This window comes from Niastella populi (genome assembly GCF_002078015.1).
Classification (GTDB): Bacteria; Bacteroidota; Bacteroidia; order Chitinophagales; family Chitinophagaceae; genus Niastella; species Niastella populi.
In genome coordinates this window covers 111,066-130,990 of sequence record NZ_LWBP01000254.1, presented here as the reverse complement: position 1 = coordinate 130,990, position 19,925 = coordinate 111,066, and the positions used below count along the sequence as shown (strand labels likewise).

At 46.9% G+C, this 19,925-nt stretch carries 19 protein-coding genes; 2 read left to right on the top strand and 17 right to left on the bottom strand.

Going from position 1 to position 19,925, the window contains the following annotated elements; genetic code table 11:
* Positions 1–94: 94 nt before the first annotated feature.
* From A4R26_RS33355 to A4R26_RS33340, 4 genes are all read right to left on the bottom strand, one after another.
* Positions 95–2,371 carry a patatin-like phospholipase domain-containing protein gene (locus A4R26_RS33355; protein WP_081171376.1) on the bottom strand — a complete coding sequence of 759 codons (2,277 nt, stop codon included), beginning with the start codon at positions 2,369–2,371 and terminating at the stop codon, positions 95–97.
* 154 nt (positions 2,372–2,525) lie between these two features.
* Positions 2,526–3,539, bottom strand: a complete 1,014-nt coding sequence (obgE, locus tag A4R26_RS33350) for a GTPase ObgE (RefSeq protein WP_081171374.1) — start codon at positions 3,537–3,539, stop codon at positions 2,526–2,528.
* Between the two features lie 112 nt (positions 3,540–3,651).
* Positions 3,652–4,032 (bottom strand): four helix bundle protein, encoded by a 381-nt coding sequence (locus tag A4R26_RS33345; protein WP_081171372.1) that lies wholly within the window; start codon positions 4,030–4,032, stop codon positions 3,652–3,654.
* Between the two features lie 128 nt (positions 4,033–4,160).
* A complete protein-coding gene (locus A4R26_RS33340) occupies positions 4,161–4,757 on the bottom strand; it encodes an acyltransferase (RefSeq protein ID WP_081171370.1) in 597 nt (198 codons plus the stop codon).
* A 185-nt stretch (positions 4,758–4,942) separates the two neighbouring features.
* Between A4R26_RS33340 and A4R26_RS33335 the strand changes: the two genes are divergently transcribed.
* On the top strand, positions 4,943–5,950 hold the full coding sequence (locus A4R26_RS33335) for an aldo/keto reductase (protein WP_081171368.1): 1,008 nt from the start codon (positions 4,943–4,945) through the stop codon (positions 5,948–5,950).
* A 54-nt stretch (positions 5,951–6,004) separates the two neighbouring features.
* Here the strand turns inward: A4R26_RS33335 and A4R26_RS33330 are convergent, their stop codons facing one another.
* The 6 genes from A4R26_RS33330 to paaA all read right to left on the bottom strand — a co-directional run bounded on the left by A4R26_RS33330 (position 6,005) and on the right by paaA (position 10,113).
* A complete protein-coding gene (locus A4R26_RS33330; protein WP_081171366.1) occupies positions 6,005–6,430 on the bottom strand; it encodes a hotdog fold thioesterase in 426 nt (141 codons plus the stop codon).
* Between the two features lie 101 nt (positions 6,431–6,531).
* Positions 6,532–7,305 (bottom strand): enoyl-CoA hydratase-related protein, encoded by a 774-nt coding sequence (locus A4R26_RS33325; protein WP_081171364.1) that lies wholly within the window; start codon positions 7,303–7,305, stop codon positions 6,532–6,534.
* Between the two features lie 43 nt (positions 7,306–7,348).
* On the bottom strand, positions 7,349–7,864 hold the full coding sequence (paaD, locus tag A4R26_RS33320; RefSeq protein WP_081171362.1) for a 1,2-phenylacetyl-CoA epoxidase subunit PaaD: 516 nt from the start codon (positions 7,862–7,864) through the stop codon (positions 7,349–7,351).
* A 60-nt stretch (positions 7,865–7,924) separates the two neighbouring features.
* Complete coding sequence (gene paaC, locus A4R26_RS33315) at positions 7,925–8,716, bottom strand: 1,2-phenylacetyl-CoA epoxidase subunit PaaC (RefSeq protein ID WP_081171360.1); 792 nt, start codon at positions 8,714–8,716, stop codon at positions 7,925–7,927.
* Positions 8,717–8,755: 39 nt separating this feature from the next.
* Positions 8,756–9,145 (bottom strand): 1,2-phenylacetyl-CoA epoxidase subunit PaaB, encoded by a 390-nt coding sequence (gene paaB / locus A4R26_RS33310; RefSeq protein ID WP_081171358.1) that lies wholly within the window; start codon positions 9,143–9,145, stop codon positions 8,756–8,758.
* Positions 9,146–9,165: 20 nt separating this feature from the next.
* A complete protein-coding gene (gene paaA / locus A4R26_RS33305; protein WP_107685933.1) occupies positions 9,166–10,113 on the bottom strand; it encodes a 1,2-phenylacetyl-CoA epoxidase subunit PaaA in 948 nt (315 codons plus the stop codon).
* 581 nt (positions 10,114–10,694) lie between these two features.
* Here paaA and A4R26_RS33295 point away from each other — a divergent pair.
* Entirely contained in the window at positions 10,695–11,102 is a 408-nt protein-coding gene (locus A4R26_RS33295) for a hypothetical protein (RefSeq protein WP_242675089.1), read from the top strand.
* Positions 11,103–11,228: 126 nt separating this feature from the next.
* On the opposite strand, the gene A4R26_RS33290 is transcribed toward A4R26_RS33295, so the two are convergent.
* The 7 genes from A4R26_RS33290 to A4R26_RS33260 form a co-directional block, all read right to left on the bottom strand.
* A complete protein-coding gene (locus A4R26_RS33290) occupies positions 11,229–12,539 on the bottom strand; it encodes an efflux RND transporter periplasmic adaptor subunit (RefSeq protein ID WP_081171352.1) in 1,311 nt (436 codons plus the stop codon).
* 6 nt (positions 12,540–12,545) lie between these two features.
* Entirely contained in the window at positions 12,546–13,844 is a 1,299-nt protein-coding gene (locus A4R26_RS33285; protein WP_081171350.1) for a heavy metal-binding domain-containing protein, read from the bottom strand.
* A gap of 120 nt (positions 13,845–13,964) precedes the next feature.
* Positions 13,965–15,224, bottom strand: a complete 1,260-nt coding sequence (locus A4R26_RS33280) for a TolC family protein (RefSeq protein WP_081171348.1) — start codon at positions 15,222–15,224, stop codon at positions 13,965–13,967.
* A gap of 124 nt (positions 15,225–15,348) precedes the next feature.
* Positions 15,349–17,286, bottom strand: a complete 1,938-nt coding sequence (locus A4R26_RS35960; protein ID WP_081171346.1) for an efflux RND transporter permease subunit — start codon at positions 17,284–17,286, stop codon at positions 15,349–15,351.
* Positions 17,287–17,290: 4 nt separating this feature from the next.
* Positions 17,291–18,571, bottom strand: coding sequence for an efflux RND transporter permease subunit (locus A4R26_RS35955; protein WP_081171344.1), 1,281 nt, complete (start codon positions 18,569–18,571; stop codon positions 17,291–17,293).
* An 87-nt stretch (positions 18,572–18,658) separates the two neighbouring features.
* Positions 18,659–19,270 carry a DUF3347 domain-containing protein gene (locus A4R26_RS33265; RefSeq protein WP_165760504.1) on the bottom strand — a complete coding sequence of 204 codons (612 nt, stop codon included), beginning with the start codon at positions 19,268–19,270 and terminating at the stop codon, positions 18,659–18,661.
* Positions 19,271–19,455: 185 nt separating this feature from the next.
* Positions 19,456–19,848, bottom strand: coding sequence for an HYC_CC_PP family protein (locus A4R26_RS33260; protein WP_133054861.1), 393 nt, complete (start codon positions 19,846–19,848; stop codon positions 19,456–19,458).
* Positions 19,849–19,925 lie beyond the last annotated feature (77 nt).

Sequence of the window (19,925 nt, the reverse complement as noted above, 5' to 3'; positions counted from 1 at the left end):
GATAAGGCGCTGAACTATTAAAAAAGCATTAGAACGCCAAAGGCCCGATGCTGGTGAGGCATCCGGCCTTTGGCAATAAGTCTGGCACTGGCCGTTAACGTTTTAGTTCCTGTAATACCCTTACCATGTATGCCCGAACATCGGCCGAATAAAGCCGCTTGTCCATACTATCGAGGGTTCTTCCCGAAATAGCCCAGTTCATCGAATATTTCAATGGCTCCTTTGGCCGGTAAAGATTGATCGGTTTATAATGCAGGTCGTTCCCGTACATATTGCGCAGGTAGTTTTTCAACCGGCTGTCATTGATACTTGTTTGCACGCCGTAAGCGCCCATGAGGGTTTGAATTGGCGATGCCAGGTCGTTGACGAATGGATTTACTTTTTTCAATAATACGTCACCTTCGGGCCCGTTGCTGATGTGCATTACATAGAAGGAGATCTTCCGGCAGTTGGAACGCAGAATGGTATCGGTTTCCGCTTTACAAATGGAATCGCGCAATGTGTTCAGCTTTATGATCATTTCATGCACTACGCCCGCGCCGGAATTATCGACATACCCGCCATCGACAAAATAAAAGGGAAATTCCGTTGGCCCGGCACTGAGGAATTTCAATCCATCGATCCGGCCTGCCGGACTAATATACGGAAAGCTGGCCCCCAGCACCACCGCGGTGCTCAATTTCATATCGCGGCCATTGTTAAGCCGGGCCAGCACATCGATACGGTTATTGAATGTAAGCGGATCGATTTGTATGGTACTGATAACCGATGGCGCACCATCCTGCATGCGGGTGGTATTCACACAAAGAATGGGCAATTGACTATTTACCCGGTTCTTATATATGGCCAGTTCTGAAAAGGGCACCTGCAGCTGGTTCTTCAGCAGTACGCTATCCTTTGGCGCCTGCTCCAGCGCATCGGCCAACGCTTTGGCGCGGTCGCCGCTGGTATTGAAGGGTAACATGGCTACAAAGAAGTCGTGGCCCAGCATGCGGCTGAGTGTATACGTAAGGAAGTCGCTGCGCAGATATTCTTTTCCAGCCTGATGGAACGGCTGTTTGTTGGGAAGATCTTTACCGGGCCGGCCGGCCGCATTTCTCAGTAAAGTATAAAAGGCCGCATTGCCTACGCTGCCACCCGAAGCGCCCGACAGGCAAAACAGGTGTTTTGAAAAATCGCGGTTCGATGTGTCTTCCAGTTTGCCCAATACCGACGCCACCCAGTAACCCGAGCGGGAAGCACCGCCGTCTGACAACACAAAATAAACCGGGAACTCCTGCGATTTCCTGATAAGCGTGTCCCTGTCTTTCACCCATTGAATAAAATAGTCCCTTACACTGGCTTTACCGGCAAAACTTTCTTTTATGGCCGGGTTCTTTTCAATCAGTGCCACATGATGACGCTCTGTCCACTGACCGAACAGAAATACCATCATGAGAAAGATAAGATGAATGTTTATGCCAATGCGGATAGAAATAAAGGTAAGTATAAACCCAAAGCCCATAAATACGGCGAATGCCAGCAATACAAATGGGAAGGAACCGAGGCTTACTGCAAATGCCACATTCACCGTACATGCCAGGTACACCACCAATGCAGCTAAGCTTATTGTAAGAAAAGTAATATGAAAACGAATTTCTTCCCGTGGAATACCGAGGTAGCTGGCCAGCCGCAAAGTTTTACCGCCAGTTTCAACAGCCAGGTCTTTATGTTGTTTTATCTGCCGCTTCAGCGATTCGCGACGCGTTACTACCAGCACCATAAAACAGGCCTGCAATACCAGCAGCATAAAGATCACCAGCCACGAATAACGGCTTACATTAAGTGTTATTAAAGCCGAACCGCCGATGATAACGAACATAGTTATTAAAAACAGGTGGTTAACGCGGATCACTCTAAACCGCCGTTCAAGGAAATTATTCAGCCAGAAATAATAGGGGATGGATGCGGCCAGCAATACAAAATATATTTTACTGTCATCATCGATGCGGCTGCCAAACAGGGGCGTTTGTGCAAACGCCAGCATAATGATGGTAAACAAAGACAAGCCTATAAAGCGGGGCATGTGTTTGTAATACCCTGCCCTGAGGTAACCCGGCGCAGTATGCGCGCTTTGCTGTTTGGCATTGGCAACGGTACGGGCAGCATACCAGCTTACCAACACAAGAAAGGCAAGCAATGACTGAAATAATAGGAAGAAGCCGCGGTGTTCGGTGGCTAACACCATCAGGTCTTTACCCTGCGCAAGATTCCAGAAACAAACGAGAATGAGTGCGAGAAATAAAATGCCGGGAAAGAAAACCCAACATGCACGGAAAACATTACGCAACAGGGTAGCCAGGCGTTTTAGTATACCGGTTATAGCCATCATAAGCAGATAGTTTTTAGGGTACCCCAAGGTAACTATATCTGCCACAATTTCAATAACCTGTTAGTTGTATTGAGTGTGTAGATTTGTCACAATACGTGAGCAGCCGGTTGCATAACCGGCTGCTCACGTATTATAATTATATATTGTTTCTTAATTAAGCGTTTGAAACTTCCGGGCTTTCATTCAGGGCTTTCCATAACATATCTTTCAGTTCGTTCAAACCCTGTTGCGTAATGGAAGAAATAAAGATGTGAGGAATATTTTCCGGCAATTCTTTTTTAATAGCTGTTTTCAATTCGTCATCGAGCATTTCGCTTTTACTGACGGCAATGAGGAACTGTTTATGCAATAATTCCGGATTGTATTGTTCGAGCTCATTTACCAGAATGGTAAATTCTTTTCTATGGTCATTGCTATCGGCAGGTATTACGAAGAGCAAAACGGAGTTGCGTTCAATATGACGCAGAAAGCGGTGCCCCAGCCCCCTGCCTTCTGCCGCGCCTTCAATGATCCCCGGGAGGTCGGCCACGCAAAAGCTTTTGCCATCGCGATAGGCTACAATGCCTAAATTGGGATTGATGGTAGTAAAGGCATAATCGGCGATCTTGGGTTTGGCGGCGGTGATAACCGAAAGCAGGGTTGATTTGCCGGCATTCGGAAAACCTACCAGCCCCACATCGGCCAGCACTTTCAGCTCCAGCACTTTCCAGCCTTCGATGCCGGGTTCACCGGGCTGGGCATGTTCGGGCGCCTGGTTGGTAGGTGTGGCAAACTTCGCATTACCCAAACCGCCACGGCCGCCTTTTATCCAAACAACTTCCTGCCCGTGTTCGAGGATCTCGACTTCCTGTTTTTCGGTTTCTTCATCGCGGGCAACGGTGCCCAGCGGCACTTCAATGACAATGTCTTTGCCATCGCGGCCGGTCATATTGTTTTTGTTACCACCCTGGCCGTCCTCGGCCAGTACGTTCTTATAATAGCGAAGGTGTAAGAGGGTCCACATGTTTTTATTACCACGCAGGATAATATGCCCGCCACGGCCGCCATCGCCGCCATCAGGGCCGGCCTGGGGGTTGAACTTGGTACGCATAAAGTGCTTGCTCCCTGCACCGCCATGTCCGCTGCGGCAGAAGATCCGTATCTGATCGACAAAGTTTGATTTTTCCACTGGTTTCTAATTGGCGGCAAAGGTAAGTTAACGAGTTGACTTGTTAACGAGTTAACTAGTTAATACGTCTAAAGATTATACGTTGAAAACTAACATACTATGACATTCAATGTCAATCGCCCGGAAGGCTTCTTAAATATTTTATATAGCCACTTAATATTTTTTCGAGCTCATCGAACCTGATCCTATACCGTTTAAGTTGCTCGGTAGAAATATATCCACAATCGAACGCATCGATAAGGTGGTTAATTGTTTCACTTATAGAGCCCCGGGCCTGAGTACAATACTTGATTTTGTCCTTATTTGTACGTTTCCCGTGGCCTTCGGCAATTTGTGCATTTATAGAACGTGAGCTTCTTATCAACTGATCGGTAAGACGGTATTTTTCTTCAGGTGGAAAAGCCTTACCTAACTGAAATAATTCATTTTTCAATTCCCTGGCTTTTTTCCAGACTATCAACTCTTCGAAACTTTGATACCCTGTTTGCGACATAAAATCGTTTAGCCATAAGGTATAACAATTCTCGTTGGATCATATCAACCAAGAAAAATTTTATCATTTGTCAAATGCGCTTATCTCGTCAACTCGTTAACTCGTCAACTCGTCAACTTGTCAATTAGTCAACTCCCCTTAACCTCCTTCCATGTCCTATAAAGTAAGCTCTGCTCCGGCCGGTCCACCGGCACCTCACGCAACGGCTCACAAGCCGCCCACTCATTATACATCTCGGAAGGCAACTCCTGGTATAACCTGGTGCCTTTCGTCTTCCATTGTATCATTTCGTCTGAGACCTGTTTTATGACCTTTGCAGGATTGCCTACCAGTAAACTGCGCGCGGGGATCTTTTCATCGGCCTTTATAAAACTGAGCGCGCCCACAATGCATTCATCGCCGAGGTCTACATTATCCATTATTACACTATTCATTCCTACCAGGCAATTCTTCCCGATGGTAGCACCATGTATCACCGCACCATGACCAATATGCGCACCTTCCTTCAATAACACCGTTACACCCGGAAACATATGGATGGTGCAATTCTCCTGTACATTACAACCGTCCCCGATCACAATTCCTCCCCAGTCGCCACGAATGGCAGCACCCGGACCCACATATACATTTTTTCCAATGATGACATTGCCGGTAACGGCAGCCTGCGGATGAATAAAAGAAGATGCATGAACAACGGGTATAAAGCCTTTGAATGAATAGATCATATACGGAACATTTTACCAAAGATAACTTTGTTGACAATAATGAAACGGCGGTTCAATGCCACCTGTAAACCATTTTTCGACTTGTTTGTTCAAATAGCAATGATTGAATAGTGCAAGCATTGGTTTGAAACAGACAAGCAACAAAGCATATTTGAGTTTTAATTTTGTTTCCAAAACACAATTTTATGAAATACAGGAATCTGGGCAATACGGGGGTTCAGCTATCGGCCATCGGGCTGGGTTGCATGGGCATGAGCTTCGCCTACGGACCGCGCAATGATGAAGAATCCATTGCCACGCTTAACAGGGCTTTAGAGCTGGGCATAAATTTCTGGGATACGGCCGACATGTACGGCTTTGGCCATAATGAGGAGCTGATCTCAAAAGTACTGGCACCCAACCGGGACAAAGTTTTTATCGCTACCAAATTTGGGTTCCGGCAAAGAGAAGGCGCCACTTCTAATTTTGCAGGCACACCGGCTACTTATTTCGATGGATCACCGGCTTACCTGAAAACAGCCGTTGAAAAAAGCCTGCAGCGTTTGAAGATCGATACCATCGATCTGTATTATGCACACCGCATAGATCCCAATGTGCCTGTTGAAGATATGGTTGGCGCAATGGCCGATCTGGTAAAAGAAGGCAAGGTTAAGTACCTCGGTTTGTCTGAAGCTTCGGCCAACACCATTCGTAAAGCGCACGCGGTGCACCCGATAACGGCTTTGCAAAGCGAATATTCATTATTGACGCGCGATGCGGAAGGTGAGATCCTCGATACCATCCGCGAACTGGGTATTACATTTGTGCCTTACAGTCCGCTCGCAAGAGGTTTGGTAACCGCTACCGTACCTGATAAAGACAGTTTGCCGGGTGATGATTTTCGCAGAACATTGCCGCGGTTCGAATCGGAACACTGGCAAAACAACCAGCAACTGGTGAGTGAGTTTGCGGTTCTGGCCGAACAAAAAGGCTGCACACCCGCTCAACTTGCGCTGGCCTGGGTTTTGGCGCAAGGCAATGATCTGATACCGATTCCCGGTACGAAAAAAAGAAAATACCTCGAAGAAAATGCAGCTGCCGTAGATATTGAATTAAGCGAAGGTGAATTAAAGAACATCGAAGCAGTTGTAAACAAATATCCCAATGTAGGACAGCGTTACAGCGATGGCGCTTTAAAACTGGTCAATCATTAATAATACAAGTGTGCCACATTTCGATGTAGCAAGCTGAGCTAAATGTGGCACACTTTAAACGTTCCATTCGGTTTCTTTCCTGAAGACAGTGCCTTTGAAAAGCGCCGCCAGTTCACCATTCTCTTTTTCAACCCGCACTTCATAGATAGCGATCTTATTACTGCGGCTTTTTTCTTCTGCTGTAGCAATTATGATATCGCCTTTTTTAAGCGGTTTAATATGCGAAATAGAAGTCTCCACTGAAACGGCCTGCCGGCCATGACTGTTAGATGCAAAGGCAAGCGCGCTATCGGCAAAGGAATAACTGATGCCGCCATGCGCAATTTCAAACCCGTTGCACATTTCAGCCCGTATTGTCATTTTCAATTTGCAGAAACCATCCTGTTCTTCCAGCCGCTCAATGCCGAGCCACTGGCTGAAATAATCCTTAGCCATCATGGCATCGATGATGGCGGTGGTTCTTGTTTTACTTTCTGACATAATGCAATGTTTAAACAAGTTCGTTGCAGGTGTGCCACATTTACTTTCAGCGCAACAGGTAGCTGTGAAGCACCTATCCATCACGTAACTGCCGGCAACTTTTACTCACCCCTGAACTCCGGCGCCCGCTTTTCGAGGAACGATTGAATACCCTCTTTGAAATCGGAAGTGTTTGCAGCGCGTTGCTGGTATTCATCTTCGAGCATCAGCTGTTGCTCGAGGCTGTTGGTCATGCTTTTACTGAGCACATGTTTAGTGTAGGCCAACCCTTTAGTGGGTAATTGAGATAAGGTAAACGCTATCTTTTTGCTTTCTTCCGAAAAATCTTCATCGGGAATTACTTTATAGATCATGCCCATTTGTTCGGCCTGCCCGGCAGGAATTTTATCGCCCAGCATCATGATAGCGCTTGCTTTTTGCCAGCCGATCAACCGGGGCAGCATAAACGTACCGCCGCTATCGGGCACCAGGCCGATCTTTGAAAATGCCTGTATAAACGATGCCGACTGCGCTGCTACCACAATATCGCAAGCCAGTGCTATGTTGGCGCCTGCGCCGGCGGCCACGCCGTTCACCGCGGCTACCACAGGTTTTTGCAAATTGCGGATGCGGGTAATGACAGGATTGTAATGTTCGCTCAGGATCCGCCGCATACCGGGGCCTTCGGGGTCAACTACTTCGGCAAGGTCCTGCCCGGCACAAAACCCTTTACCCGCTCCGGTTATGTACACACAGCGAACCGCCCTGTCGATGCATTCATCGAGCTTTTTTTGCAGTAACAACGCCATTTCGCGGTTAAAAGAATTCAATTTATCGGGCCGGTTCAACGTAATAGTGGCAATACTTCCTTCAATAGTAAAAAGAACAGATGACATATAATTCTTTGTTTAGGCAGTACAATCTATGCTGTAAATAGTATTAATAGCATTTAAAATAGTCGAACGGTTCCAGGCAGTCGTTACACTGGAACAACGATTTACAGGCGGTTGAACCAAACTCACTGATGCGGCGGGTATTGTATGAATTGCAATGCGGGCACTGCACCGCTTCATCTTCTGCAAATAACTGCGTATTGCAAACCTGTTGTTTGGGATTTGGCGGTGCAATACCATAAGCCTTTAATTTTTCCTTCCCGGCCTGGGTCATCCAGTCGGTTGTCCACGCGGGTGACAGAATGGTGCTTATTTTAATGTTCTTATATCCATGCTCCAACAATACCATCCTAATGCTCATTCGTATTACATCCATGGCCGGACAACCGGAATATGTTGGCGTAATCACCACTTCTATCTGGTCTTCGTCATTGGCCCGGGTTATTTTTACATCTCTGATTATTCCGAGATCGATGACAGATAGCACAGGCACCTCGGGGTCGCATACCGTCTCGAGAATGGACCAGATATTTTGGGTTGATATGTTATCAGTTGAGTGCATTGCCTATTGCCTGCTGTATTTCATTACCACATTAGCATATATCACATTATCACATTTACCTTACCACTCACATCCCGGGAACGTACGTTGCATCGATTGCATTTCTGCCAGTATAAAACCCAACTGTTCGGTATGCACGCCCTCTTTGCCGCCGCTCTGCATCCACACGCCTTCACTGCCTGTTATTGGGGAGGAAAGGGTTGCTTCTGCAAAGATCTCGTTCACGCGTTGCTCCCACAGCGGTTTTATGGCTTTTACATCTACACCGAATCCCAGGTTAACAGCATCTGTTTCATAACCGGCAGGTGTAAACATTTCACCGGTGAACGGCCATAGGTCATCAAGCGCATTCAATAAACGGTTGCGGCTTTCTTCAGTACCATCGCCGAGGCGTATTACCCATTCACTGCTCCAGCGCACATGATAGGTCACTTCTTTCAATGACTTTTCAGCAATGGCTGCCAGGGTGCTGTCGGCCGATCTTTGTAAGCGTTGGTATAAAAAGAATTGACAGGTGCTGAAAAAGAACTGCCGCAGAATGGTTTGCGCCCAGTCGCCATTGGGTTGTTCAACCAGTAAGCAGTTCTTATATGCGCGGCCTTCGCGCAGATAGGCCAGCGTGTCTTCCGTAGCGGTTCTGGCCCCGGTGGTAGAGGAAAAAATGTTATTTGACAATTCGGCTGCGTACTGATACAAACTTCTCGCCTGGCCAATAAGGTCTAATGAAATATTGGTTATGGCAATATCCTGTTCCAGAACTGGTCCGTGCCCGCACCACTCGCTGTTGCGTTGCGCCAGAATAAGAGCATTATCGGCCAGGTGCAGGGTATAGTTATATAATGTTTCGTTCATTGTTTGAGGAATTTGGAATCCAATTACCATTCACCCCTTCTACATATGTGTCAATTCATCGGGCAGATCGTAAAAAGTAGGATGGCGGTACACTTTATCATTGGCCGGTTCGTACAACGATGCGCTTTCATCGGGGTTGCTGGCATGTATGTATTTACTTTCCACCACCCAAATGCTTACACCTTCCATCCGGCGCGTATATACATCGCGGGCATTTTCAATGGCCATTTTAGCATCGGCCGCATGCAGGCTGCCCACATGTTTGTGATCGATACCCTGTTTACTGCGAATAAATACTTCCCACAGCGGCCAGTCGGCGCCACCGCCAGCCTGTTCTTCACTGCCTGTTTTACGTTGAATATTTTTTAATCCGCCACCTTTATCCTCTGGTATGTCACCGTAGTAATATTTTGTGAGCCGTATATTCATTACAATCGTTTTAGAATTTATTATGCGATCTTCTTTTCTTCGCGCATTTTGCGTTTGGCGGCATGCGCACTGGCGGCTTCGCGCACCCAGGCGCCTTCGTCCCATGCCTTGCGCCGTGCATCGAGCCGTTGTTTATTACAGGGGCCATTGCCTTTAACCACATTCCAGAACTCCGTCCAGTTTATTTCACCAAAATCGTAGTGTTTGGTTGTTTCATTCCATTTCAATTTGTCATCGGGCAATGTCATGTTCAGCACCTTTACCTGTTCAGCGATCATATCAACAAACTTCTGGCGCAGCTCATCATTGCTCATGCGTTTTATCTTCCACAGGGTGCTTTGCTCGCTGTGCGTTGATTCGCCATCATGCGGGCCAAACATCATCAATGAAGGCCACCACCAGCGATTGATAGCATCCTGGCACATTTCACGTTGCTCGGGGCTGCCTTTCGAAAGGGCCATCAGTATATCGAACCCCTGGCGCTGGTGAAAACTTTCTTCTTTGCATATACGCACCATGGCCCGCGCGTACGGTCCGTATGAAGTGCGGCACAACATCACCTGATTCAGAATAGCGGCTCCGTCAACAAGCCACCCAATGGCGCCTATATCGCCCCAGGTTAGTGTGGGATAATTGAAAATGGAAGAATACTTGGCTTTCCCGCTATGCAGATCGAGGATGGTTTGTTCACGGGTTGTGCCTAATGTTTCGGCTGCCGAATACAGGTACAGGCCATGACCGGCCTCATCCTGCACCTTGGCCAGCAAAATGGCCTTGCGTTTAAGGCTGGGTGCACGGCTGATCCAGTTGCCTTCGGGCAGCATACCAACGATCTCACTGTGTGCGTGCTGGGAGATCTGCCGTATCAGCGTTTTACGATAAGCGTCTGGCATCCAATCCTTTGGCTCAATCTTTACTTCCTGTTCAATTTTATTCAAAAAGATCTTTTCCAACTCCTGAACCGACATGGGAAACATTTTTAGTGGTACCAAAGATAACCATATTTGTTATAAAAGCTAACAATCGTTAGCGGTCAATTTAAAGTATATTCCATTGATTGAGTGAAAGATGCAAAAAGTATCGAAAACCAACCAGGCAAAGGGTGCAAAAGCATCGCGATTCGTAATGAAGCTGTATAACGCGCGCCACCTGTAAGAACAATGCCCAATTCGAAGCACTGAAATGGCTGAAAATGGTTTCGCAGGCAGATTGTATGTTAATGAATCATTAACTGATGCCATTTTGAATACCCTGAAAACGGGTTGGGCATCATGCATTATTTCCTCTACAACCCGCGCCAGACGGCGGTTTTAACATTTCTTAATATGCTTAACCATCCTATAAACGAAATAGAGTTGTTTTTTGCCGCCTTCATTTGTGTCATAAGTTTGTATCACGAAACGCAACAAACAGCAATCACCAACCGGTGAACCTCAAAGCAAAGTTGCTCTCTCTTTCGAAAAGACGTACGAATTGCCTGCCTTACACGATTGTTACTCCATAGTTAAGCAATCAACAGAATTTAAAAAAATTATATAAAATACGAATTATGAAAAAGGCAATGAGGAATTTTGGATTTATCGCTATCGCTTTAGTCGCTTTAACCTTCGCATTCTCTAACACAGCACTGGCTAATGAAGAAGGTCCATCAAAAAATGTAACTGAACTGAAGTTCATCGGCAATAAAGAAAACCAACCTGTATTTGAACTGAACCTGAAATCAACCGTAGAAGATGAATACACGGTAACCTTCCGCGATGAGTATGGTAACATCCTGTACGCTGAAAAATTCAAAGGTGTTGGTCTTTCTAAAAAGTTCATGTTGAAATCTGATGATTTAAGTGATGCAGCCCTGAATGTAGTGGTGAAATCTAAAAAGAATGGCACTACTGAAGTTTACTCGATCAACAGAAGCCACACTTACGTAGAAGAAACTACTGTAAATAAAGTAAAGTAAGATAACCGTCAAATCACGCACAATTAAGTAAGCGTCCCGACAAATATCGGGACGCTTTTTTTATGCAGATGCGTATTTCAACATGTCAAAGAACCTGGCTGGCCAAATGGAACAAGCCTTGCGCAATTAGTGTTTATGTTCTTCCATCATTTCGCCGCCTTTTTTGAAAATATATTCGCTGTTCAGCAGGTAAGCGCCGGTGATTACCACAACATCCCCGTTCTGTAACCCCGACTTTATTTCTATGCGATCACCGCTCTCCAACCCGGTTTCAACCATTTTCCTTTTATACGTATTCTTTGCTGTTTGTACCCAAACCTGGGCCATTTTTCCGTCGCGCAGTACGGCATCTACGGGCAGCGTCATGGCGTTGCCGCCGCTGCTTTTCAGTACTACATAAGCCGGCATACCGGGTTTTAACCGGTTACCGGTATTGGGAATGGATACGCGTAATAAATTGATACGGGTATCGGTGCTGATCTCGGGGTTGGCAAATGTTACCTTTCCCTTTATTTCCCTGCCCGGCATATCGGGTAACTGTACAGTGGCTACGCCTTTGTAGTCAACTGCGGCCAGCTGTGATGCATATACCTGCGCTTCGGCCCACAGGGTCGACAGATCGGCCAGTTTTACTATAACGCCGCCTTCCATTACATACTGGCCTTCTTTCACCGGCAGTTCAGTAACATAACCGGAAGCAGTGCTGTAAAATGCGGTAAGGGGTGAAAACTTTTTTGTTTTTGCCAGGGCCGTTATCTGCGATTCGCTTACCCCCCACAGCTTGAGCTTGTTTTTTGCGCCTTCTATAAGTTGTTCAAAATCTACAATTGAATTACCCAATGCCTGTTGCCGCTCGAGCGCCGCAAGGTATTCCTGTTTGGCGGTATTCAATTCTTCACTGTAGAGATCGAATAAATGATCGCCCTTTTTTATGTAGTCGCCGGTGTTTTTGAAGTATAATCTGTCTATCCGGCCCATAACGCGTGCACTCACTGTGTTTACCTTCATTTCATCGAAATTAAGGGTGGCGGTCAACACCACTTTGTCACCCATCAGGGCACGGCCGAGGGTATCGGTTTGAATATTGCCCAGCAGGATCTGTTCATCGCTGAGCATAAGTTCGTCCTTTGCTTCGTTCGATCGGTTAACCGGTATCAGGTCCATATGGCAAATAGGACAGGTACCTGGTTTATCCTGCATGATCTGCGGGTGCATGGAACAGGTATAATATGTGTCGTTTTTGGCGGTTTCAGCCGGTTTATTGTATTTACAGGCCGATAACAACAGCATGGCAAAAAAAGCTGCGTAAATAACAAGGCGCATAAATGTCACCGGCGCTGCGGCCGGGTTGCCGGCAATTATCGCCGGCATACGACGCAACGGAAGTTGAAACCAACTCCTGCCGCCCGTACCATTATATAAAATATTCTGAAGCATAATTTCCTATTGTTTCACTTTTATAAAACTCTCGCTGTCTACCAGGTATTGGGCATTGGCCGCCACTTCATCTTTTTCAGTTAGTCCGTTCAACACCTGTATAAGATGGTTATTTACGATGCCGGCTTCAATTTTATGCGCAACAAAAGCGTCATCTTTTTTTATGAACACTACTTTATCGAGGCCGAGGGTGAGCACCGATTCTTCGGGTAACCAGCGGGCTGAGCGGGCGCCGGCGAAGATCACCGCCTTTACCTGGCTGCCGATGGGTATGTTCATATTGCGATTGTTGAAATACACACGTACGGTTGCAGTTTTACTATCGGGCCGGTAAAACGGTTCCATGAAACTTATGTCGGCCCTGAAATCCTTGTCGGGCGCTGTTTCGGGCGAAATGCGCACTTTATCGCCCACTTTTACCATGCCCGCCTGCCCGGAAAAAATATTCAGCACGGCCCAGGCTTTTGATGGATTATAGATCACAAAAAGGTTCTGGCCTTTTGTTACATACATGCCTTCTTTTAACGGCAGCTCTTCGGTGATGAGCGAAACATCTTTCATTCCCGTTTGCGACTGCTGCTGCATGGCCTCCGCCGCGCCGCTTTCATGAATATGACCACTGTAGCCGCTGTAGATGGAAACGGCAAAAGCAGGTTTACCGCTTTTTATAACCTGATCCAATTGTTGATCGCTCATGCCCAGCAATAAAAGTTTTTGGCGGGCGGCTGAAATAAGCGACCGGTTACCGGCATCATGTTGCAGCAGGAACAACAGGTTTTGCTGCGCCGTCAATAACTCGGGACTGTAGATATCCATTATCTTTTGTCCTTTGTTCACTTTCTGATACCGGAATTTCACATATAACTTTTCAATGCGGCCTGCTACGTTGGTAGAAACCGTGCCCACCTCGCGGGTATCGTATGTTATAAAGCCATAGGCAGTTATTTCAACCGGTTCATCCCGTTCCTGGATATGTACAGTAGGGATACCCGAAAGCACATACTGGTTCGAAGGGCGCAGGAGATCGTTCAGCGTAATATCTTCCACCTTTTCGCCGTGCCGATGGCTATCGGGCGTTTTCTTTACCAGGTCCATTCCACACACAGGACAGCTGCCCGGTTTATCTTTAATGATCTGCGGATGCATGGGGCAGGTGTAGGCGTCCTGTACGTTTGCTTTTGTTTCGGGCTGGTCTTTTTTATTTTCACGGCAGGCCGTGAAAACAACCGGCACCAGTAAACAGGCAATAAGCAAATACCAATTGGCAATCGGCAATTGGCAATTGGCAATTGTTTTATTACTCATTGACTCTGTTTGAACGGCTCGTTCACGCAACCGTTCAGTATTACCTGTTGTCAATTGCTTTTTGATTATTGGCCACCCGCCTGCCCATAATATCTTAAGTATCTTACTCATAAACTTTCATTATTTAACCTCCAGTATTTTTTCCAGTTCTGCCTGTAACAACAGCGCTGCTTTCAACTGATCGAGGTATTCGAGCCGGGTCATATTCAATGCTTCCCAGGCATCGAACAGTTCAAACAACTCCTCGGTATTTTGTTCATAGCCCAGTTGCATGGTTTGAAAATTCCTTTGCAGCGCCGGAACTATCTGGGTTTCGTATAACCGCATCTGTTTCTTTTTGGTTTCGAGCTCGGTTCTCGCAGAACCGGCCATACCGGCAGCCTCGTTCAATATCATCTGCTGCTGGCTTTTCAGTGATTCATTCTGCCAAACCAGGCTCTCCGCTTTTGCCTTGTTCATTTTAGACGACCATTTTGCCAACGGCAGTTTAACCATTGCCATCAGGGAGAATTGGGAAGGCTGCGCGGCCAACCCTATCATGTGATCGTACTTGATGCCAAACTCGGGTTTTAATTTGGCCAGCTCGGCATTGCGTTGCAGGTTGTTCACTTCTATATTACGTTGTAAAGCCTGGATGTCGCTGCGACGGTCAATGAGGTAAGCCGAGTCGAGTATGGAAGCCGGAAAATCTTTCCAGGTATACAACGTGTCGATAGTGAATTCATGATCTACCTTGCGATACATGAGGCTGTTTAGCATTATGCGCTTCAGGCGGATATCATTATCGAGCATCAGCTTCATGTTTTCGATATTGGCCAGGGCGGCTTTTGCCTTATAATAGGCGCTGATCTTTCCCAGGCCGTTCTTATATCGTATTTCGGCACTTTTGATCATAAAATCGAGAATGCGGGAGCCTTCATCGAGCACCATTTGCCTTTTCTGCAACACCAGCCATTCATAGTAGCTTTTCTTTGCCGCATACCGCAATTCATTGAGCGCTACTTTTCTCTTCTCCGTTTCCACTGTCGACATAGACCGCATCCAGTCGGCTTCGGCATCCTGTTTTTTCCGGTTGGGAAACATCTGTTGCGCCGACACCATAAAAAAGCCCATGCCTTCATTCATCATTGCGGGGTTGGCCTTTATCTCTTTCGTATTATACGGCGTCATGAATATTCCGGCGCCGGCTTCAGGCGGCATCCAGCTGTAAGCGCCTTTGGCGGCTTCTTTGAATGCGCGGGCTTCCGCTTCGTACATCTTCAATCCGGGGTTGTTTTTTTCAACCGTTGTGAGGATGTCGGTCAATGTCATTGGCGTTTGGGCCTGTAAAGACATTGCTACGCCTGCTAATATTGCGGTTATTATTGATCTTTTGAACATAATGCTTTTTTATCGTTAGTGAATGCTGCCAGGCTGTGATGAGTGGCTATTGAGGTGTGCCACATTTACTTTCGACGCTACAGGTAAATTGGCACACCTTGCTTATTGCCAATTGCCTGTTGGCTTAATGCTTAGCCTCCAGCACTTCAATTTTACCATGCCTGCGCAACTCATATTCTTTTGCCATCAAAAATATCAGCGGGGTTACAAGCAGTATGTGCGTGGCAGATGTAAGTACGCCGCCTACCATTGGCAATACGATCGGTTTCATAACATCACTGCCAACGCCATGGCTCCATAAAATGGGCACCAGTGCAAACAGCGAAACGCATACCGTCATTATTTTCGGACGAAGCCTTTTGGCTGCGCCTGCAATTACCTGCTCGCGCAATTCTTCGTTGGTGATGGTTTCCCTTGAATTGCCCTTTTTGGCAACCAGCTGCTGCATGGCATCGTTCAAATAGATCACCATCACAATGCCCGTTTCCACTGCCAGGCCGAACAACGCAATAAACCCAACTGCAACGGCTACGGAAAGATTTACATCCCAGATCCAGATCATATAGGCGCCGCCGATCAAAGCAAACGGGATCGTTATCAGGCTGAGAAATGCTTCGCGCGCCGAATGGAATGCGAAATACATGGAGATGAAGATAATCAGCAACACCAGCGGCAGGATCGTTTTCAGGGTGCGTTCACTGCGTATGAGGTTCTCATACTGACCGCTCCATTCGAGATAATACCCTTTGGGCAGTTTGCTGATCATGGCATCCAGCTTTTCACGCGCTTCATTTACCGTACTGCCGAGGTCGCGTTCACGTACATTGAACAACACCGTACCGCGCAACATGGCATTTTCTGAATTGATCATTGGCGGGCCTTCTGCAATGGTTACGTCAGCCACCGCTTCCAGCGGCACCGGTCCATAATTCATCGTTTGCACCTGCAATCTTTTCAATGCAGTGAGGTTGTTACGAAAATCCTGGCCAAAGCGGGCATTTACCGAGAACCGCTGGCGGCCTTCGACCGTAGTGGTTAGTTTCATACCGCCCAATGCAATCTCAATTACGCGGTTCACATCGTCGACGCTTAACCCGTAGCGGCTGATCTCATCGCGTTTGATGTGAATATCGATGTATTTTCCACCGGTAATGGGCTCTACATACAGGTCTTTTACGCCATCCATGCCTTCCAGTTGTTTTTTGATGGTTTGTGCAAAAGCATAAATGGTATCGAGGTTTTGCCCATATACTTTTACGCCCACATCGGTACGAATACCGGTTGAAAGCATGTTGATGCGGTTGATGATGGGCTGCGTCCATCCATTGGTAACACCGGGTATCTGCAGTTTATTATTCAGTTCATTGATGATGTCGTTCTTTGTAATGCCGGGCCGCCATTCGGCCTGCGGTTTCAGCAGAATGATGGTTTCGATCATGCTGATGGGTGAATTATCGGTAGCGGTATTGGCGCGGCCCGCTTTTCCCAATACATTCTTTACTTCCGGAACTGTTTTGATGATCTTGTCCTGCACCTGAAGTATACGTTTCACTTCGCTGTTCGACACATCGGGCAATGTAACCGGCATAAACAGCAGCGAGCCTTCATCGAGCGGGGGCATGAACTCGCGGCCCAAACTCATCAGCAGCGGAATACTGATGGCCAGCGCGATTATATTTATGGCAATGGTTGTTTTGCGCCATTTTATACAGGCGCGGATCACCGGTTCATATATGCGCTCGAGGAACCTGTTTACCGGGTTGGCGGTTTCGGGCCGGAAGCGCCCCTTCATAAAAAAGGAGATCAGCACCGGCGCCAGCGTAATGACCAGCACGGCGTCAACCACCATGATGAAGGTTTTGGTAAAGGCCAGCGGATGGAATAATTTCCCTTCCTGCCCCGTTAACAGGAAGACCGGTAAAAACGAGGTGATGATAATAATGGTGGAAAAGAATACGCCGCGCGATACCTGTTTGCAGGCCTTTTCAATGATCTGCATTCTTACCAGTTCAGGAATCCGGTAATTATCCTTTCCGCGTAATTTGTTAAATAGTTTCGTCATTGCATCATGATTTTGCGCTTTGCTGCTGCTGGTATTCGGCCAGGTGGCGATAGGCGTTCTCACTCATAATTATTCCATTGTCGACAATAACCCCTATTGCCAGCGCAATACCGGTTAACGACATGATATTCGATGACAGCCCGATGGCATTTAATAATATAAAACTCACGGCAATGGTGATGGGGATCTGGATAATGATGCTCAGGGCGCTTCGCCAGTGAAACAGGAAGATGATCACGATCACACATACAACCGCCATTTCCTCTATGAGCTTTGTTTTAACATTTCCAATAGCGGCCTGGATCAGTTCGCTGCGATCGTATGCGGTTTTAAAGGTTACGCCATTGGGCAGGCCCTTCTCTACTTCTTTCATTTTTTCTTTTACCGCGGCGATCACCTTATCGGCATTTTCGCCGTACCGCATTACTACAATACCGCCTACAACTTCGCCCTGGCCGTTCTCATCAAAAATGCCCAACCGCAGATCACCGCCCATTTGAACCGTGCCTATATCTTTCACGCGAACGGGAATGCCATTGTAATTGCCGATAGCAATGCTTTCGAGGTCTTCCTTGTTCTTCACATATCCAAGGCCGCGAATGATGTACGCCATATCGCTCATTTCAAATTTCCGCCCGCCCACATCGTTATTGGCTTCTTTCACTTTGTTCATTACATCCATAAGCGACACGTTGTAAAACTGCAGCTTAACGGGATCGAGCACGAGCTGGTACTGTTTTTCGAATCCGCCAAACGAAGACACTTCCGCTACGCCGGGCACTGTTTGCAAGGCCAGTTTTATGTACCAGTCCTGCAACGCCCGCTGCTCACCGAGGTCCATTTGTCTGGCATCGAGCGTATACCAGAAAACATGCCCCACCCCGGTGCCATCGGGCCCCAGTGTAGGCGTAACGCCTTCGGGTAATAAACGCTGTGCATAATTGAGGCGCTCCAGCACGCGGGTGCGCGCCCAATAGATGTCGGTATTGTCGTCGAAGATCACATACACAAAACTCATCCCGAACATGGAGGTGGCGCGCACGTTCTTCACCTTGGGTATTCCCTGCAAATTGCTCACGAGCGGGTAGGTGACCTGGTCTTCGATGATCTGCGGACCGCGGCCCATCCATTCAGTAAAAACGATCACCTGGTTTTCGGAAAGATCGGGAATGGCGTCGATGGGATTTTTCTGTACGTTGATGAAACCCCACACCAGCAAGGCCGCAGCCATTGCCAGCACGATGTAGCAGTTCTTTAGCGACCAGGAGATTAGTGATGAGATCATTTTGAAATTTTGAATGTCGAATGTTGAATAACGAATGTAGAAGTGAACACCCTTCTAAGTTCTACATTCATTATTCGTTATTCATTATTATTGTATTTCCTCTTCCACGCTTCCGCATTCCATCATCTTGTCGCCGAAATAGGGGTTTCGTATTGCTTTGGTTTCGCTTAACCACATGGCGCCTTTACCATCTTTTGCCATTGGGCAATGATCGTGGTAGAGGGTTTTGCCACCGCCAAACGCTTTCACCATGGTATACAGGCTTTCGCTCATTATCGAAAACTGTTCGCGCTGGTGTTCGAGATCGCCGGTGCTTTTGGCAATATGTTCTGCAGTGGTTTTTAAGTTTTCTTCCTGCTGATCATACACTTTTTTCTGGTCGGCCGAAAGCAGCGACTTATCGAAACCTTTTATTGCTGCTGTTATTTTATTTGCCGCATCGCCGGCTTCGGCTGGTTTGGCGTTGGTGAGGGCGTTTTTTATCAGCAGGTAATTATCTGTTAACTTTTTTATGTGGCCGGCCACGGCAGCATCAACATTTGTAAAACTTGCCTTTACCACTTTTACTTCGGCATTTTCTTCAGTAGCAGCATGAGCTTCAGACGCATGCTCTTCTTTTTGGGTAGTAGATGCGTTATCGCCGCAGGAATATGCAATGATCGAAATGGCAGCCAGTACGCCAATGAATGACTTTTTCATTTTAAGCATTTTAAATGATGAACAATTTTAAAAACGTGTACATACGAAAATGCAGCCTATTGAAGGCAACAGCGCTTTTCTTATGCTACAATTTTATGTTTGATTACTGAATGGAGATGTAAGAAGGCATAGGTGTAATTAATGCCATCTGCCCAACAGAATGCCGGGGTTGTATAATCGGGAGATCAGATACGGAAAATGCAATAAAGAACACGAAGGGGCACCGTACTTCGCGGCGGCGCATTGGATAAAGGGTACGCTTCCGTTACAGAAGCGATAACCGGCGTTACAAAAAAAGGAAATGTGGTAATAACGGCAATACTAACCGGCGCGTCGGGCTGATACCGGCTTTCTGCCTTCTGGTCTTTTTCTACCTGCAGCCGCTGGTGTTTATCCTCACAACAACCATTCTTTTTGTTTTTGACCTTTTCCATACCGCAATTGCCGCAGGTATGTGTTTCCTGTATGGAAAGGTCCCAGGTTACCAGTTCGCCCATGCAATAATGCAGGTTTACCGTAGCGCCTATTGAGGTGCTTAGGTAAAAGATGGCTAATATGGACACGAGGAGCTTTTTCATTCCGGTGTAAAAGTATACTGTTTTTTCGGAAAGGAGTTTATAAAATTTGGTTGAAGCGTTATAGAATAATGAGGAGG

Coding starts and splice junctions, on each gene's coding strand:
- A4R26_RS35960 (WP_081171346.1), bottom strand. CDS start 17,286: ATGACGAAACTATTTAACAAATTACGCGGAAAGGATAATTACCGGATT.
- A4R26_RS33335 (WP_081171368.1), top strand. CDS start 4,943: ATGAAATACAGGAATCTGGGCAATACGGGGGTTCAGCTATCGGCCATC.
- A4R26_RS33345 (WP_081171372.1), bottom strand. CDS start 4,032: ATGTCGCAAACAGGGTATCAAAGTTTCGAAGAGTTGATAGTCTGGAAA.
- A4R26_RS33325 (WP_081171364.1), bottom strand. CDS start 7,305: ATGTCATCTGTTCTTTTTACTATTGAAGGAAGTATTGCCACTATTACG.
- paaC (WP_081171360.1), bottom strand. CDS start 8,716: ATGAACGAAACATTATATAACTATACCCTGCACCTGGCCGATAATGCT.
- paaA (WP_107685933.1), bottom strand. CDS start 10,113: ATGTCGGTTCAGGAGTTGGAAAAGATCTTTTTGAATAAAATTGAACAG.
- A4R26_RS33290 (WP_081171352.1), bottom strand. CDS start 12,539: ATGCTTCAGAATATTTTATATAATGGTACGGGCGGCAGGAGTTGGTTT.
- A4R26_RS33295 (WP_242675089.1), top strand. CDS start 10,695: ATGAAAAAGGCAATGAGGAATTTTGGATTTATCGCTATCGCTTTAGTC.
- A4R26_RS33340 (WP_081171370.1), bottom strand. CDS start 4,757: ATGATCTATTCATTCAAAGGCTTTATACCCGTTGTTCATGCATCTTCT.
- A4R26_RS33280 (WP_081171348.1), bottom strand. CDS start 15,224: ATGTTCAAAAGATCAATAATAACCGCAATATTAGCAGGCGTAGCAATG.
- paaB (WP_081171358.1), bottom strand. CDS start 9,145: ATGAATATACGGCTCACAAAATATTACTACGGTGACATACCAGAGGAT.
- A4R26_RS33330 (WP_081171366.1), bottom strand. CDS start 6,430: ATGTCAGAAAGTAAAACAAGAACCACCGCCATCATCGATGCCATGATG.
- A4R26_RS33265 (WP_165760504.1), bottom strand. CDS start 19,270: ATGAAAAAGTCATTCATTGGCGTACTGGCTGCCATTTCGATCATTGCA.
- paaD (WP_081171362.1), bottom strand. CDS start 7,864: ATGCACTCAACTGATAACATATCAACCCAAAATATCTGGTCCATTCTC.
- A4R26_RS35955 (WP_081171344.1), bottom strand. CDS start 18,571: ATGATCTCATCACTAATCTCCTGGTCGCTAAAGAACTGCTACATCGTG.
- A4R26_RS33355 (WP_081171376.1), bottom strand. CDS start 2,371: ATGATGGCTATAACCGGTATACTAAAACGCCTGGCTACCCTGTTGCGT.
- A4R26_RS33285 (WP_081171350.1), bottom strand. CDS start 13,844: ATGAGTAATAAAACAATTGCCAATTGCCAATTGCCGATTGCCAATTGG.
- A4R26_RS33260 (WP_133054861.1), bottom strand. CDS start 19,848: ATGAAAAAGCTCCTCGTGTCCATATTAGCCATCTTTTACCTAAGCACC.